Source organism: Pseudarthrobacter leeuwenhoeki (assembly GCF_055412885.1).
Window position 1 is genome coordinate 63558 of sequence record NZ_JBVAYY010000009.1, and the last position, 16086, is coordinate 79643.

The following is a 16086-nucleotide window of genomic DNA, read 5'->3' on the forward strand; positions in this document are numbered from 1 at the left end:
CCGGCGGCCCATAAACTGTAGGTGGTTGAGCCGTCGGCCATAGACACCCCTCTTTTGGAGTACCTATGGACACCTCGTTGAACGCCCAAGCCAAGCTGAACATCGCCACGGATGTCGTCCGGATCGATGTCCGTGGCAGCCTTACACAGCACTCCCGACCCTCTTTGATCCAGCTGATCCAGCGCGTCCGGCGGATGGGCATCACGTCCCACATCCGGGTGAATCTCGGACACGCCGCCTTCGTGGAATCCTCGGCCCTGGCAGGACTCCGCAACGACCTCAATGCGATCGATGCCGCCGCGGCGCTCGTCGACACCGCCGGCGCCCTGCCCAGCTCTACGGGCGTCTCCCTCGAGCTGCACCCCATCGTGGAAAACGCGACCGCCGCGCTGCTGTCCCTCGATCTCTCGGCAGACTTCACCGCCTCCATTGACACCTACGGGACCCGCCCGCTGAACGTCTACTCCGATGACGAACTGCTGGCCGCCAGTGACTCCGTGTTCGGGCTGCTGGACAACCCGGCGGACATGGCCAACACGCAGCTCCTCGCGACCTATGTTGAAATCGGCCTGGAACTCAGCCGGCGGGAAGTCGACATCAAGGCCGTCCCGCGTGAGATCGACCTCCAACTCAGCCTCCCCGACCCAGGCCGGGAGCCGGAACCCGTCTAGGTACACACTCAAACGCCAGGCTGCAACTGAGCTGTTATCTGGCGCCGTTTCTGATCCGCGGTCCCCGGTGGCTACGGTAGAGATGTGCCGCGTGAGCCTGACGTTGAGGATGTGGGCGGGGCCGGCGATGCCGACGCCCGTGTGCTTCGGCACGCCGCCGAACTCCAGCGGTTCTCCCGGCGGGGTTTTCTGACCGGCGCCGGTGCCGCCTCCGTGCTGGCGGCGGACATGCTGCTGACCCGGCGTGTGCAGGCCGAACGCCGTGTTCATAAAATCCTCACGGTGCCGGACGAGACCGCCGAGAGGTACTTTCCCAACGCCAGCTGGTTCCTCTTTCCCGGTTACAAGACGAGCTGGGAGGAATCACTGTGGATCCTGAACGCGCTGCGTGGTGGGCTGACCAAGCGCGGCCAGCTCGCCGTCGTCGGATACTCCAATATGGGCCTCGACATCGACGGGATCGTGATCGCCGTGGTCGAGCACGCGCGTGCGCATCAACTGACCACGTTCCACTTCTACGGCCACAGCTTCGGCGGCATGGTGGCCACCCAGGTCGCCGCCCGGCTCCGGGAACTGCACGGGATTGAGGTGGCGTTTATCCTGCTGGACTCCAGCCCGTACAGCAAGTACGACGTGCTGGACCAAAGCTGGTTCGAGGGTGTCGTGTTCCTCTACGAGAGCGGCTTCCGGTTCCCCTCGGTGCTGCGCGGGGGCTACGAACTGGGTGAGCGGATGATGCACAAGGACGAGCGCAGCTGGGGACAGGTCGTGGACCAGACCCTGGAACAGCTCTCGCCGATTGCGCCCTCCAGTGTGCTGATCCAGTCCGAGTCCGCCTTCATCTACCACTACGACGCCACCCGCTTCGCGGGAAAGCTCGGCGGGACCCGGATGGCCTTTATCGGCAACCCGCGGGACCGGACGGTGGACTACGAGACCGCCCGTGACTCCTGGTCACTGACCTTCAAGGACAACATGGCCGTCGACTCGCTGCGGACCGACGGCGCCCGGCCGGCGCACGCCAGCCCGGGCTGGAACCCGTTCATCTACCGGCCGGTCATCGAGGAGCTGCAGGATCAGATCCTCCCGCTGCCCGCCGGCGGAGGCAGGAAGACCGCCTTCTAGGGACGGGACTTAGATCTGGTTCTTCAGGTCGGCCACGGAGTTCAGGATCTGGTTGGGCCGGAACGGGTAGGCGGCGATGTCGTCCCTGTGGGTGATGCCGCTGAGCACCAGCACCGTGTGCAGCCCAGCTTCCATACCCGCGATGATGTCGGTGTCCATCCGGTCACCGATCATGGCGGTGGTTTCCGAATGCGCGTCGATCTGGTTCATGGCCGAGCGGAACATCATCGGGTTCGGTTTGCCCACTATGTAGGGTTCCCGGCCCGTTGCCTTCGTGATGAGCGCCGCGATCGCGCCGGTGGCCGGCATGGGGCCGTCCTTCGAGGGCCCGGTGGCGTCCGGGTTGGTGGCGATGAACCGCGCCCCGCCCAGGATCAGCCGGATGGCCATGGTGATGGCTTCAAAGGAGTAGGTGCGGGTTTCGCCGAGCACCACGAAGTCCGGGTCCTGGTCGGTGAGGATAAAACCGGCCTCGTGCAGCGCCGTCGTCAGGCCCGCTTCGCCGATCGTGTAGGCGCGGTTGCCGGAATCGGAGCCGCGCACCTGGTCCTTGAGGAACTGGGCGGTGGCCAGGGCGGAGGTCCAGATGTTCTCTTCGGGGATTTCCAGGCCCGAACTCTTCAACCGGGCCGCGAGGTCCCGGGGTGTGTAGATCGAGTTATTGGTCAGGACGAGGAAGCGCCTGGACGTGTCCACCCAGCGCTGGATGAGTTCAGCGGCGCCCGGGATGGGCTGGTTTTCGTGGACCAGGACACCGTCCATGTCGGTCAGCCAGCACTCGATCTCCTGGCCGCTGCGGTACACGGATTTTGATGAGAGCACGTGGTCCGGGTCTTCCCGGTGGTCTGTCTGCTGCTCCGCCATGCTGTCCTCCGCCGATAATGTGCCGATGCCAGTCCCAGTCTAATGTTGAGTGGTGACTGAACCCGAGATACCCAGCGAAATCCTTTCCGGCACCCTGGCAGAGCCGGAGCCGGAAGCGGAGCCCAAGGCGGAGGTCGGTGTCGGCCCCTGGGAAGGGGAACTGCCGGCGGGCGCACACTGGGACCCGGACCTCCTGGCGGACGGGGACCGCCGCAATGTGGTGGACAAATACCGCTACTGGAAGCACGAGGCGATCGTTGCGGACCTGGACTCCAAGCGGCACAACTTCCATATTGCGATCGAAAACTGGCAGCACGACATGAACATCGGCACTGTCGTGCGCAGCGCCAACGCGTTCCTGGCCAAGGAAGTGCACATCATCGGGCGACGCCGGTGGAACCGCCGCGGGGCCATGGTCACCGACCGGTACCAGCACGTGCGGCACCACCCGACCGTCGCGGACTTCGTGGACTGGGCGCAGGGGGAGTCCCTGGCGATCATCGGCATCGACATCTTCCCGGACTCCGTCCCGCTGGAAACCTATGAACTGCCCAGGGACTGCGTCCTGGTGTTCGGCCAGGAAGGTCCGGGGCTTTCCCCCGAGGTCCACGAAGCGGCAGTGGACACCTTGTCGATCGAGCAGTTCGGCTCCACCCGCTCGATCAATGCCGCCTCGGCTGCCGCCATCGCGATGCACGCCTGGATCCGCCGGCACGTGTTCAACCAGCTCCCGGGGTAGGTGCGCGGCCGGCGCGAAGTGGCCGTGGGGCGAACGGGATCACGCGCGGGGGAGTATTACCGGCACGAGTGACCGGAACCACGGCCCGGGCGCCGGCATGGCTAGGATGGTTCCTAGCCGACGAGGTTCACTCCAGGGTGAGCCCAGCCCGCAGAAGAAATTCACTTAAGGAGTCAGCATGCCCATTGCAACCCCAGAGATCTACTCCGAGATGATCGACCGCGCTAAGACGGGCGGCTTCGCGTTCCCGGCCGTGAACGTCACGTCCTCCCAGACCCTCAACGCGGCCCTCCGCGGCTTCGCCGAGGCCGAGTCCGACGGCATCGTCCAGGTCTCCACCGGCGGCGCCGCCTACTGGTCCGGGGCCTCCACCAAGGACATGGTGGCCGGTTCGCTCGGCTTCGCCGCGTTTGCCCGCGAAGTCGCCAAGAACTACGGCGTCAACATCGCCCTGCACACGGACCACTGCCCCAAGGACAAGCTGGATGGGTTCGTCCTGCCGCTGCTGGCAGCCTCCGAAGCCGAGGTGAAGGCCGGCCGCAACCCGCTCTTCAACTCCCACATGTGGGACGGCTCCGCCGAGACCCTGCCGGAAAACCTGCGTATCGCCCGTGAACTGCTGGAACGCACCGCTGCCGCCAAGATGATCCTCGAGGTCGAGATCGGCACCGTCGGCGGCGAGGAAGACGGCGTCGAGAACGCCATCAACGAGAAGCTGTACACCACGGTCGAGGACGCCCTCGCCACCATCGATGCCCTCGGTGCCGGCGACAACGGCCGCTACATCACAGCGCTGACCTTCGGCAACGTGCACGGCGTCTACAAGCCCGGCGGCGTCAAGCTCCGCCCGGAGATCCTCAAGGACATCCAGGATCAGGTCGGCGCCAGGATCGGCAAGGCCAACCCGTTCGACCTGGTCTTCCACGGCGGCTCCGGCTCCTCCGAGAAGGAGATCGCCGACGCCGTCTCCTACGGTGTCATCAAGATGAACATCGATACCGACACCCAGTACGCCTTCACCCGTCCGGTGGCGGACCACATGTTCCGCAACTACGACGGCGTGCTCAAAGTCGATGGCGAGGTCGGCAACAAGAAGCTGTACGACCCGCGCGTCTGGGGCGCCTCCGCCGAGGCCGGCCTCGCGGCCCGCGTGGTCGAGGCTGCCCAGCAGCTCGGCTCCACCGGAAAGACGTTCTAGGCATGTCGGAAGATTTCCGCAGGAACCTGATGGGTCCCGAGCCCACGCACCTGCCCGCCGAGACCGAGGTCTACGCGGCGCTGGACGCAGGCCAGGAAGCCCTGGACCTGGTCGAAAAGCACCCGACGTCCTCGCTGCTCTGGGCCGTGCTGGCCGAGGAGGCATGGACCGAGGGCCGGACCATCGACTCCTACGCCTACTCCCGTGTCGGCTACCACCGCGGCCTGGATTCGCTGCGCCGCAACGGCTGGCGCGGCGTCGGGCCCATCCCGTGGGAGCACGAACCGAACCGCGGCTTCCTCCGTGCCCTGTATTCCCTGGGCCGGGCTTCCGCGGCGATCGGCGAGGCCGAGGAGCTGGAGCGGATCGAGAAGTTCCTCAAGGACTCTGACCCCTCCGCCAAGGCAGCCATCGAAGCCGAAAAGCGCTAACCACAACGCGGGGTCACTAACGGCCCATTCCATGCCCTGGGATGGGCCGTTAGTGACCCCGCGTTGTTAGTTAAAGCCCGACGGCGGGCTTGCGAGGCTAGGGTGCGGGTGGGGATTAGCTGGGCTTGGCCAGACCGGTGCGGGCCATGGCGTCCGCGTAGACGGCGCCCATCTCTTCAAGGTACTGCTCCTGGCGGGCCGGGGTGCCGGCGAAGGCGCGGCCGCTGAGCGAGCGGACCTTGTAGGTCTTGAGGCCGCGGCGCCAAATCATGGGCACCTCGGTCTTGAGGAGCAGGTTCGCGAGGCGGTTGGCCTCGGTGCCGTGCGCCACAATCACTGAGGCGCGGGGCACGACGGCGAGGAACTTCAGCAGCGGCTTCAGGCCTGCGGAAATCTGGTCCGGCGTGAACTTGCCGTTGGGCTCGCCCGGCACGTACCAGGGGTGGACGTTCCAGGGCATGACGTACTCGGGCCGCAGGCCGAGCTTCCACTGGACGCCCAGCAGGCGGGTGGCCGCTTCCTCGTCACCGGCGGTGATGAAACCCGACTCGTCCTCGGTCCCGATGTTGGAGAAGAGGCTGATGATCCGGCACTCGTCGACGTCGTGCAGCGGGTCCACGTACGGGACGTTCATGCCAGCTTTTGTTGCCTGCAGCGTGTCGCACAGCTCGTTGACGGCCGCGACGCTAGGTTCGTAGCGGCGGCTCAAAAGCTGTTCGCGGGAATTTTCAGTGGCCAAGGCTGTCATATATTGCAAAGTCTCCTGCGGGATTGGTGAAGCTGCCAGACCGTACGCGGACACGCGGGCACCGGGGCACGCCAAGTACGGTGTGGTTTGAAAATGTGGTGTTGACCGATTCCTGGTCGATCCCTATTAGTCTATCAAGCCCTGCGAAATGACGGGTCGGCTCACGGGCCGGCTACCAGAGCCGCGTGGTGGCGCGGCGGGCGCCCTCCCCCAAAGATTCCAGCTTGGCAAAGGCGATTTGCGGGTGCACCCGTCCGCCGAGACCGCAGTCTGTGGAGGCAATCACATTTTCCCGGCCCACCAGCTGGGCGAAGCGTACGATCCGGTCAGCCACCAGGTCCGGGTGATCGACGACGTTGGTGGCGTGGGAGACGACGCCCGGGATGATCACTTTTCCGTCGGGGAGCCGGGTGTCCTCCCAGACACGCCATTCGTGTTCGTGGCGGACATTGGCGGCCTCGAAGGAGTAGCCGCCCGCATTGATCTGCAGCACCGGGCCGAGGATGTCCGCGAAGGGGATGTCCGCGGTGTGCGGGCCGTGCCAGGAACCCCAGCAGACGTGCAGCCGGATCTGCTCCTGGGGGAGGCCGCGCAGGGCCCAGTTTGTGGCCTCAACCCTGAGCTGGATGAATTTGAGGTAGTCCGCCAGAGCCGGTTCCGGGTTGATCTGGTCCCAGCTTTCGGCCAGCGACGGATCGTCGAGCTGGACGGTGAGCCCGGCGTCGATAATCGCCTTGTACTCCTAGCGCATGGCGTCCGCACAGGCGTAGAGGAGCTCCTCATCGGTCTTGTAGTACTCGTTGGCGACCCGGGCGCAGGATCCGGGGGAAAGGGAGGCGACGAAGCCCTCGGCCAGCCCGGCCGCGGCCAGCCCGGTCTTGAGGTTGGCGATGTCCGAGCCCACGAGGGCATGCCCGGTGTAGCTCAGCGGGCCGGCAATTTTCGGCTGCGTGACACTCTTGCGGTGTGCCAGGATCCCGGAGGACGGATCGTTGTAGGCCTCGTTGAACTTCTGCCGGTCGCGCCGGTCAGGGAAGGAGGTCAGCACAATGTTGCCGGGTGTGGAGCGGTGCACCGCGGCGTCAGCCCAGCGGTCCACCTCCGTCGGCTCGAGGCCGCCGAGCCGGCTGAAGGAGTAGTTCCACCACGCGCCGCAGTCCACCGGGCCGGACATCGTGTGCCCGTATTCGCCGTCGTTGGGCATGTTGATGCCATGGTCCCTCTGGCGCCGGACAATGTCCATCACGGAGGTTTCCAGCAGGTCCAGGAACTCGGGGGTGATGCCGTCCGCTTCCTTGGCCTCGTTCGCCGCGATGAGCTCGGGGGGCTGGGGCAGCGAGCCGGCGTGCGTGGCGCGGATATGGTCGGTGTTCTGGCGCATGTGGGCGCTTCCTTTCCCTCGGTCCTGGCCGCAGCACCCTTTGCCGTCACAAGGCTCTGTCCGGGCAGGTTTGCTGCGGCGTCAACGGTTCAGGCCCCTTAGGCCGCAGCCGCGGGAAGTCCATTGGATGGTCAAATGAGCTGCCACGTCCGTCATCGGCTAAACTTGGGTGGTAAGAGCCCCGGACTCTGGCGTTGATGGTAAGAGCACAGCGGCAGATTCGGGGCATTCTCATGACCGGCGCTGATCTCCGGTGACCACCCTGGTGAGTCACGCGGACTTCGGCCCGAACGAATGGGGGAGGATCCCATGCCAGCAATCGTGATCGTCGGAGCCCAATGGGGCGACGAAGGCAAAGGTAAGGCCACTGACCTGCTTGGTGGCCGAGTCGACTACGTCGTCAAGCCCAACGGCGGTAACAATGCCGGGCACACCGTCGTCGTGGGCGGTGAGAAGTATGAGCTCAAGCTCCTTCCGGCCGGGATCCTGAGCCCCAACGCGGTTCCGATCATCGGCAACGGCTGCGTGGTGAACCTCGAGGCGCTGTTCGAGGAAATCGACGGCCTCGAAGCCCGCGGCGCCGACACCTCCAAGCTGCGCGTCTCCGCCAACGCCCACCTCGTGGCGCCCTACCACCAGGTCCTGGACAAGGTCACCGAGCGGTTCCTCGGCTCCCGGGCCATCGGCACCACCGGCCGCGGCATCGGCCCGGCCTACATGGACAAGGTGGCCCGCCTCGGCATCCGCGTCCAGGACGTTTTTGACGCCTCCATCCTGCGCCAGAAGGTCGAAGGGTCGCTGCGCCAGAAGAACCAGCTCCTGGTCAAGGTCTACAACCGCCGCGACGTCGAGGTGGACGAGATCGTGGAGTACTTCCTGTCCTTCGCCGAACGCCTCCGCCCGCTGGTCATCGACAGCACCTATGTCCTGAACACCGCCCTGGACGAGGGCAAGGTGGTCCTCATGGAGGGCGGCCAGGCCACCTTCCTGGACGTCGACCACGGCACGTACCCCTTCGTGACCTCCTCGAACCCGACGGCCGGCGGCGCCTCTGTGGGCTCCGGCATCGGCCCCACCCGCATCTCGCGCTCCATCGGCATCATCAAGGCGTACACCACCCGGGTGGGCGCAGGTCCGTTCCCCACGGAACTGTTCGACGACATGGGCATGTACCTGCAGAAGACGGGCGGCGAGTTCGGCGTCAACACCGGCCGGCCGCGCCGCTGCGGCTGGTACGACGCCGTGCTGGCGCGCCATGCCTCGCGCGTCAACGGTTTCACGGACTACTTCGTCACCAAGCTGGACGTGCTCACGGGCATCGAGCAGATCCCGGTCTGCGTGGCCTATGACGTCGACGGCGTCCGGCACGAGGAAATGCCGATGACGCAGACCGAGTTCCACCACGCCAAGCCGATCTTCGAGTACTTCGAAGGCTGGACCGAGGACATCACCGGCGCCCGTACCCTGGAGGACCTCCCGGAGAACGCCAAGAACTACGTGCTGGCCCTCGAGAAGCTCTCCGGGACGCGCTTCTCGGCGATCGGCGTCGGCCCGGACCGCGACCAGACCATCGTGATTAACGATTTGATCAACGACTGACACTGACCAACGCTTCAGAAGCTGACGCACGACGGCGGCGGGTCACCTGACAAGGTGGCCCGCCGCCGTCGTGGTCCGGCCAGGCGGGGGTTCGGGCGCCCCCGCCGTCGTGGTCCGGCCAGGTCGCTGGTGGCCTGCGGGCTCGCCGTTTCGTCGTTACGGCGACCCCGCACTATCGGCGCGAGTTCGGTAGCCGAACGCGCGGGCGCCGGCTAGGCCAGGACCTGACGCTTCGAGGAAATGACTCCGGTGTCGAAGCCGGCCAGGTGCAGGCCGCCGTGGAACCGGGCATGCTCAATCTTCACGCAGCGGTCCATCACGACGTCGAGCCCGGCAGCTTCCGCTTCCTTTGCCACGTCCTCGTGCCAGGAGCCGAGCTGCAGCCAGAGCGTCCTGGCGCCGGCGGCGATGGCCTCGTCCAGGACACCCGGCAGGTCATCGTGCTTGCGGAACACGTCCACGATGTCCGGACTCTCCGGCAGGTCCGCGAGCGACGCGTACGTCGGCTCGCCCAGGATCTGCTTGACCGCCGGGTTCACGAAGTACACCTTGTAGCGCGTGGAGGACTGCAGGTAGGTCGCCACAAAGTAGCTCGCCCGGGACGGCTTGTCCGAGGCGCCCACAATCGCGATCGTTCTCGCCTGCCGCAGCAGGTTCAGCCGTTCCGGCGCGGACGGTCCGGCCCAGGTTCGGGTTTCTTCGCTGCTCATGACAGTGCTCCGATCGTGCTGGTGACGGCCGACGCCAGGTCCAGGGCCTGGTCCAGGTCCCAGAGGATGTCCTCGATGTCTTCCAGCCCGATTGAAATCCGGACCAGGTCCTCGGGGACGCCGGCGGATTCGAGCTGCTCCGGGCTGAGCTGCTGGTGGGTGGTGGAGCCCGGGTGGATCACGAGGGTCCGGGAGTCGCCGACGTTGGCCAGGTGCGAGGCCAGCTGCAGGGACTCGATGAACTTCTGGCCCGCGGCCCGGCCGCCCTTCACGCCGAAGGAGAACACCGAGCCCGGTCCCAGCGGCAGGTACTTTTTCGCCCGCTCGAAGTGCGGGTGCGAGGGCAGGCCGGAGAAGTTCACGTAGGCCACGCGCTCGTCCGCTTCGAGCCATTCCGCCACGGCCTGGGCGTTCCTGAGGTGCTCGTCCAGGCGCTGCGGTAGGGTCTCCACGCCCTGCAGGAGCTGGAACGCGGACATCGGGGAGAGCGCGGGTCCGATGTCGCGCAGCTGCTCGCACCGGAGCTTGGTCAGGAAACCGTACTCGCCGAAGTTCTCCCACCACGAGACGTTGCCGTAGGACGCCACCGGCTCGGTCATGGTGGGGAACTTCCCGTTGCCCCAGTTGAAGCGGCCGCTCTCGACAATCACTCCGCCGAGGGTGGTGCCATGCCCGCCGAGGAATTTGGTGGCGGAATGGATGACGATGTCCGCCCCGTGTTCGATCGGCCGCACGAGGTACGGGGTGCTCAAGGTCGCGTCGACGACGAGCGGGATGCCGGCGTCGCGCGCGACCTTCGCCAGCCCCTCCAGGTCCTGGACTTCCGAGGACGGGTTGGCCACCACCTCAACGAAAATCGCCTTGGTGTTCGGCCGGACCGCCGCGGCGTAGTCCGCCGGGTCGGTGCCCGGGACGAACGTGGTGTCCACCCCGAAGCGGCGCAGCGTGACGTCCAGCTGGGTCACGGTGCCGCCGTAGAGCTGGGAGGCCGCGACGATGTGGTCGCCGGACTGGGTGAGCGCGGCGAAGGTGATGAACTCCGCGGCCATGCCCGAGGACGTGGCCACCGCGCCGATGCCGCCCTCCAGGGAGGCGATGCGCTCCTCGAACGCGGCGACCGTGGGGTTGCCGATCCGGGAGTAGATGTTGCCGTACTTCTGCAGCGCGAAGAGGTTGGCGGCGTCCTGGGTGTCCTTGAACACGAAGGATGTGGTCTGGTAGATCGGCACGGCCCGGGCGCCGTGCTCGGCGTCGGGCGTTCCTCCGGCGTGCAGGGCGCGGGTGCGGAAACCGAACTTGCGGTCGGCCATTACGCGCTCACCAGCGCGTTGGTAGTGCCGGCCGGAGCAACCGGGGTGCTGATGTCAGTCATGGGAGTTCCTCACTTCTGGGGCATTTCGGGTTTGTCAGTGCGGTCGCGCAGGACGGCCTGGATGCCGGCGATCGACGGTTCGTTCTGCAGCGAGGTCGTGTCACCCAGGGTGGTTCCTTCGAACAGCTGGGTCAGCAGCCGGCGCATGATCTTGCCGCTGCGGGTCTTCGGCACATCAGGGACGACGACGACGTCGCGCGGCTTGGCGATCGGCCCGATCTTGTCTCCGACCCAGGCCCGCAAATCGGCGGTAATCTCCTCCCTGGCCGCCGTCGCTTTCAGGACCACGAACGCGACGACGGCGTGGCCGGTCTTTGGGTCCGCGACCGTGCAGACGCCGGCCTCCACGACGTCCGGGTGCGAGACGAGGGCCGATTCGATCTCGATCGTGGAGAGCAGGTGTCCGGAGACGTTGAGGGTGTCATCCACCCGCCCGAGGATCCAGATGTCGCCGTCGTCGTCGTACTTCGCGCCGTCGCCGGCGAGGAACCAGCCCTGCGCCGCGTACTGGCGCCAGTACGAATCGAAGTACCGCCGCGGGTTGCCCCAGACGGTGCGGGCGATGGCGGGGCCCGGGGCGTCCACCACGAGAAAGCCCTGGATCCCCGGCGGGACCGTGGTGCCGGCGTCGTCCACGATCCGGGTACTGACGCCGGGCAGCGGCCGGGCGGCGCAGCCGGGCTTGAACTCCGTGTCGGTGGGGGACGGGGAGAGGATGGTGGCGCCGGTTTCGGACTGCCACCAGGTGTCCACCACAGGAGCCGTGCCGGAGCCGACGTTCTTCCGGAACCAGCGCCACGCCTCGGGGTTGACGGCTTCGCCGACGGTGCCGAGCAGCCGGATGGAGGAGAGGTCGTAGCTGGCCGGAACGCCGTCCGGGAACCAGCCCATCAGCGAGCGGACGAGGGTGGGCGCGGTGTAGTACTGCGTGACGCCGTAGCGTTCGATGATCTCGAAGTGCCGGCCCGGGTGCGGGGTGTTGGGGGTGCCCTCGAAGATGACCTGGGTGGCGCCGTTGGAGAGCGGGCCGTACAGCTCGTAGGTGTGGGCCGTGACCCACGCGAGGTCGGCCGTGCACCAGTGGACATCGCCGTCCCGGAGGGCCGGGTCCGGGTTGCTGAAGAGATGCTCGAAGCTCCAGGACGCCTGCGTGAGGTAGCCGCCGGAGGTGTGGACCAGGCCCTTGGGCTTTCCGGTGGTGCCGGAGGTATACATGATGAACAGCGGGGTCTCGGCGTCGAACGCCTCGGGTTCGTGGAGGTCGGCGGCCTGCCCGACGGCGTCGTGCCACCACACGTCCCGCCCCGCGGTCATCGGGACAGTCTCCAGGTGTTCCTGTGCGGTGGTGCGGTTGACCACCAGGACGTGCTCGATTGCGTTGTCCCCGGCGACGGCCGCGTCCGCGTTGTCCTTGACCGGAACTGCGACGCCGCGGCGGAACTGCCCGTCGGTGGTGACGAGCAGTTTGGCGCCCGTGTCTTCCACCCGGAACCTGAGCGCCTCCGCGGAGAAGCCGCCGAAGACGAGCGAGTGGATGGCGCCGATCCGGGCCACGGCCAGGGTGATGATGATGGTTTCCGGGATGACCGGGAGGTAGATGACCACCCGGTCGCCCTTGGTGATGCCGAGCTCCAGCAGGGCGTTGGCGGCCCGGGAGACCTCGCGCTGCAGTTCGGCGTAGGTGATGGTGCGGCGGTCGCCGGGCTCACCCTCGAAGTGCAGGGCCACTTTGTCCCCGCGTCCAGCCGCTACATGGCGGTCGACGCAGTTGTAGGCGACGTTGAGCCTGCCGCCCTCGAACCAGGTGATGTCCGGGCCGGTGCCGGCGCCGACGTCGGCCGGGATCCGGCGGTGGGTGGTGTGCCACGGCAAGTCCTGCCCGGGAACGTCCTCCCAGTCGAGCCGGAGGGCAGCTTCTTCCCAGAAGGAGAGGCGCTCGTCCTCCGTGACCGGGTGCCTGGCCGGGGCGGTTTTGGTGTTTACGCCCATCGTCTGACCGCCCATTTCTCTGCAAGGCCCAGCAGGGCGTCGGTCATTTTTCCAATGACGGCGAGCAGCACGATGGCCAGCAGGAGCCGGTCGGTGCGGCCGTTGTTCTGCGAATCCGTCAGCAGAAAGCCGAGCCCCATGGAGGAGGCGATGAGTTCTGCGGCCACCAGGAACAGCCAGGCCTGGGCCAGCGCGAGCCGGAGCCCGGAGAACACCGCCGGGACCACGGCCGGGAGCTGGACTGTGGTCAGCAGCTTCACGCCCTTAAGCCCGAACGCACGGGCGGCTTCCACCAGGTTCCGGTCCACGTGGCGCAGCGCCAGGGAGACGGTGGTGAACACGGGGAAGAAAGCGCCGATCAGGATCAGCGTGATCTTGGAATCCTCGCCGATCCTCATCCATAAAATCAGCAGCGGTACCCATGCGAGCGACGGGACGGCGCGGAGGGCGCCGATGGTCGGCGCGAGCAGCGCGTCCGCGACCCTGGACAGGCCCACCAGTGACCCGAACACCAGTCCCAGTGCCGCGCCGGCGGCGAAGCCAATCAGCACACGCTGGGTGGAGATCGCGATGTGCTGGCCGAGCTGCCCGCGCTGCAGGAGGTCGGCTCCGGCCTCCAGGACCATGGCCGGCGGCGGGAGCTGGACAACGCTGAACACCCCGGCGGCCGTGGACAGCTGCCAGGCGGCCAGCACCGCAGCGGGGAAGATCAGTCCAAGGAGCAGGCGCGCCCAGCCCTTGGCCAGGATCCCGCCGGGGGACCAGCCGTTTGCCGGGGAGCCGCCCGCACCCGTGCGGGCCGGGCCCGGCGCGGCGGCGTCTGCCGGAGTGGCGGGGACGGCTGCCGCGCGCCCGTCCGCAGCACTGTGGCCGGTGACGGCGGGATTCCTGCGCGGTGTCATCAGGAATCCTTGATGGCGGACGCGTCCGCCTTCTTCACCAGCGAGTCATCCAGCAGGGAGGCGACGGCGTCGTCGATCTGCTGCTGGCTGGCGACGTCGCCGGTCTCCACGAAGGTGGGGCCGATCTTCGCCAGGACCTGGCGCTGGGCGTCGCCCGGTGCCGGGTCCACGTCCAGGTTGCTGCGCTCCAGCACCACTGTCTTGGCGACGGCGAGGTCCAGGCCGGCGACCTCGGCGAGGATCCGGGCCGTCTCCTCCGGGTTGGCCGCGGCCCAGGCGCGTGCCTTCTCGTAGGCGTTGACCACGGTCTGCGCCTGCTGCGGCTTGTTCTTCAGGAAGGATTCGGTGGCGTTGAGGAAGCCGTAGGTGTTGAACGAGAGGTTCCGGTGGAAGAGTTTGGCGCCCTTGTGCTCCGCGCCGGCCATGATCGGGTCCAGCCCGGACCAGGCATCCACCGAGCCGTTTTCCAGCGCGGCCCGGCCGTCCGCGTGCTGCAGGTTCTGCACCGTGACGTCCTTGGCCGAGATCCCGGCTTCGGAGAGGGACTGCAGCAGGAAGAAGTACGGGTCGGTGCCCTTGGTCGCGGCCACGGATTTGCCCTTGAGGTCGGCCACGCTACTGATGCCGGAGGAATTCTTCGCCACCAGGGCGGCCCATTCCGGCTGGGAGTAGATGTCGATCGTCTTGATCGGGGAACCGTTGGCGCGGGCCAGCAGCGCGGCGGATCCGGCGGTGGAACCGACGTCGATGGCGCCGGAGCGCAGCGCCTCGTTGGCTTTGTTGGATCCGGCGGACTGGACCCAGTTGACGGTGACGCCCTGGTCCTTGAGGGAGGCCTCAAGCCAGCCCTTCTCCTTGATGACCAGGCTCAGCGGGTTGTAGGTGGCGAAGTCGATGTTGAGCGTGCCGGTCTCGACGGCGGCGTTCGCCGCGGGGGCCCCGCCGGAACCTTCTCCCGCGACGCAGCCCGTCAGGACGAGGGCGGCGGAGACGGCGGCAGCGCCGAGAACGGACCGGCGGGTGGCTTTGCGGGCGAATGACATGGGGATCCTCTGAGGTATGAAACGGTTGAACCGAAAAGCGAACGGGCGTGACGGGGGTGAAGCGGGCGGGCGCACGCAGCAGCGGCTGCGGCGTTCCCGGCCGGGGAAAGTGAGGGGAACCGGGCGGGGTGGCGGCTAGTGGCCGTCGACGCCGAGGGTCTCCAGGAGCGAGGCCCGCAACCTGGCGAGTTCCAGGGAGCCGCGGTCCCGGGGGCGCCCGCCGGGCACAGCCACGGTGCGGACGATCGTCGCGCCGGGGGCTGCGGGTGCTGCGCCTTGGCCGGGGTGGGTTTCCTTGCCGAGGACGATGATGCGGTCAGCAAGCTGGAGGGCCTCGTCGACGTCATGGGTCACCAGCAGCACCGTGGTGGGCTCGGCGCGGTGGATGTCCAGCAGCAGGTCCTGCATCTTGATCCGGGTCAGCGCGTCGAGCGCGCCGAACGGCTCATCCAGGAGCAGGACACCGGGGTTGCGGGCGAGGGCCCGGGCCAGTGAGGCGCGCTGGGCCATGCCGCCGGAAATTTCGCGGGGGCGGTGCTTGGCGAACTCCGTCAGCCCGACGAGCTCGAACAGCCTGGCCACCTTCGCTTTGCCGTCCCTGGCGCTGATGCCGGCGGGCAGCCCGATCGCGACATTGGCCTGCAGGGTGTGCCACGGCAGGAGGCGGGGTTCCTGGAAGGCGAAGGCGCAGCGGGAGTCAATGCCCTGGACGGGTGTGCCATCGATAGCGACACTGCCGGCGGTGGGGGAGTCGAGTCCGGCGGTGGCCCGGAGCAGCGTGGACTTGCCGCAGCCGGAGGTGCCGAGGATGGCCAGGACCTCCCCGGCGCGGATCTCGAAATCAACGTCGCGCAGGACGGTGTGGGCCGCTGCACCGGTGCCGAAGGTGCGGCGCAGCGAACGGAAGGCAACCGGCAGGGCCGGGGTGCGGGCGGGGGCTCCGGCGGGGGCGTCCAGGGACGTCTCAGGCGCGGAGGAGGTCAGGACAGCAGTCATAGGGATACTCCATCGGTCCTGGCAGTAGCACCCTACGGAATGAGCCTTTGTGCCGGGTGGTCAGTCCGGCGGTTCCCTTGGCTCCATACCTTGCTATCGCCGGCATCCAGGGACGGATGACGGCGACCAGGGTTGCTGCGGCTTCATCGATCCAGGTCTCTCGGCCGCTCGGGATGGTCGCTACTAACTAAAACGGAATCGGCGCTTTTTCCCAAATGGGGCCGGTTTTGCTGCGTAATATTCGGCGGTGCCCCGCCCCCGGCCCGGGTGCCGGTCAATTGTTCGAATCGGGCCGCTGGGCCGGGCGCAACCCGTCCG

At 67.3% G+C, this 16086-nt stretch carries 14 protein-coding genes and 1 pseudogene; 6 read left to right on the forward strand and 9 right to left on the reverse strand.

The features are described from left to right. Positions 1–65: 65 nt before the first annotated feature. Positions 66–671, forward strand: a complete 606-nt coding sequence (locus tag ACZYX4_RS09755; RefSeq protein ID WP_463875378.1) for a hypothetical protein — start codon at positions 66–68, stop codon at positions 669–671. Positions 672–755: 84 nt separating this feature from the next. Then, positions 756–1796, forward strand: coding sequence for a thioesterase domain-containing protein (locus ACZYX4_RS09760; RefSeq protein ID WP_463875379.1), 1041 nt, complete (start codon positions 756–758; stop codon positions 1794–1796). 9 nt (positions 1797–1805) lie between these two features. Here the strand turns inward: ACZYX4_RS09760 and ACZYX4_RS09765 are convergent, their stop codons facing one another. Further along, positions 1806–2660, reverse strand: coding sequence for an HAD-IIA family hydrolase (locus ACZYX4_RS09765; protein ID WP_463875380.1), 855 nt, complete (start codon positions 2658–2660; stop codon positions 1806–1808). 52 nt (positions 2661–2712) lie between these two features. On the opposite strand from ACZYX4_RS09765, the gene ACZYX4_RS09770 reads away from it, so the two are divergent. The 3 genes from ACZYX4_RS09770 to ACZYX4_RS09780 all read left to right on the forward strand — a co-directional run bounded on the left by ACZYX4_RS09770 (position 2713) and on the right by ACZYX4_RS09780 (position 5028). After that, positions 2713–3399, forward strand: coding sequence for a TrmH family RNA methyltransferase (locus ACZYX4_RS09770; RefSeq protein ID WP_463875381.1), 687 nt, complete (start codon positions 2713–2715; stop codon positions 3397–3399). Positions 3400–3577: 178 nt separating this feature from the next. Beyond that, entirely contained in the window at positions 3578–4597 is a 1020-nt protein-coding gene (gene fbaA / locus ACZYX4_RS09775; protein WP_463875382.1) for a class II fructose-bisphosphate aldolase, read from the forward strand. Positions 4598–4599: 2 nt separating this feature from the next. Continuing rightward, positions 4600–5028 (forward strand): DUF3151 domain-containing protein, encoded by a 429-nt coding sequence (locus ACZYX4_RS09780; protein WP_463875383.1) that lies wholly within the window; start codon positions 4600–4602, stop codon positions 5026–5028. A gap of 115 nt (positions 5029–5143) precedes the next feature. Here ACZYX4_RS09780 and ACZYX4_RS09785 read toward each other — a convergent pair whose 3' ends face one another. Next, positions 5144–5776 (reverse strand): uracil-DNA glycosylase family protein, encoded by a 633-nt coding sequence (locus ACZYX4_RS09785; protein WP_463875384.1) that lies wholly within the window; start codon positions 5774–5776, stop codon positions 5144–5146. A 172-nt stretch (positions 5777–5948) separates the two neighbouring features. After that, positions 5949–7157, reverse strand: a pseudogene (locus tag ACZYX4_RS09790) (cobalamin-independent methionine synthase II family protein). Between the two features lie 309 nt (positions 7158–7466). Between ACZYX4_RS09790 and ACZYX4_RS09795 the strand changes: the two are divergent. Beyond that, complete coding sequence (locus tag ACZYX4_RS09795; RefSeq protein WP_463875385.1) at positions 7467–8756, forward strand: adenylosuccinate synthase; 1290 nt, start codon at positions 7467–7469, stop codon at positions 8754–8756. 212 nt (positions 8757–8968) lie between these two features. Here the strand turns inward: ACZYX4_RS09795 and ACZYX4_RS09800 are convergent, their stop codons facing one another. From ACZYX4_RS09800 to ACZYX4_RS09825, 6 genes are all read right to left on the reverse strand, one after another. Then, positions 8969–9466: a CoA-binding protein gene (locus tag ACZYX4_RS09800; RefSeq protein WP_463875386.1), complete on the reverse strand. Its 498-nt coding sequence runs from the start codon at positions 9464–9466 to the stop codon at positions 8969–8971. After that, positions 9463–10776 (reverse strand): O-acetylhomoserine aminocarboxypropyltransferase/cysteine synthase family protein, encoded by a 1314-nt coding sequence (locus ACZYX4_RS09805; protein WP_463875387.1) that lies wholly within the window; start codon positions 10774–10776, stop codon positions 9463–9465. Before ACZYX4_RS09805 ends, ACZYX4_RS09800 begins: the two co-directional genes overlap by 4 nt. Positions 10777–10847: 71 nt before the next feature. Further along, positions 10848–12827 (reverse strand): acetate--CoA ligase, encoded by a 1980-nt coding sequence (gene acs / locus ACZYX4_RS09810; RefSeq protein WP_463875388.1) that lies wholly within the window; start codon positions 12825–12827, stop codon positions 10848–10850. Further along, positions 12818–13729, reverse strand: a complete 912-nt coding sequence (locus ACZYX4_RS09815) for an ABC transporter permease (protein WP_463875389.1) — start codon at positions 13727–13729, stop codon at positions 12818–12820. Before ACZYX4_RS09815 ends, acs begins: the two co-directional genes overlap by 10 nt. Next, entirely contained in the window at positions 13729–14772 is a 1044-nt protein-coding gene (locus tag ACZYX4_RS09820) for an aliphatic sulfonate ABC transporter substrate-binding protein (RefSeq protein ID WP_463875390.1), read from the reverse strand. The genes ACZYX4_RS09815 and ACZYX4_RS09820 overlap by 1 nt, the downstream gene beginning before the upstream one ends. Positions 14773–14907: 135 nt before the next feature. Further along, positions 14908–15768 carry an ABC transporter ATP-binding protein gene (locus tag ACZYX4_RS09825; RefSeq protein ID WP_463875391.1) on the reverse strand — a complete coding sequence of 287 codons (861 nt, stop codon included), beginning with the start codon at positions 15766–15768 and terminating at the stop codon, positions 14908–14910. Positions 15769–16086: the final 318 nt, after the last annotated feature.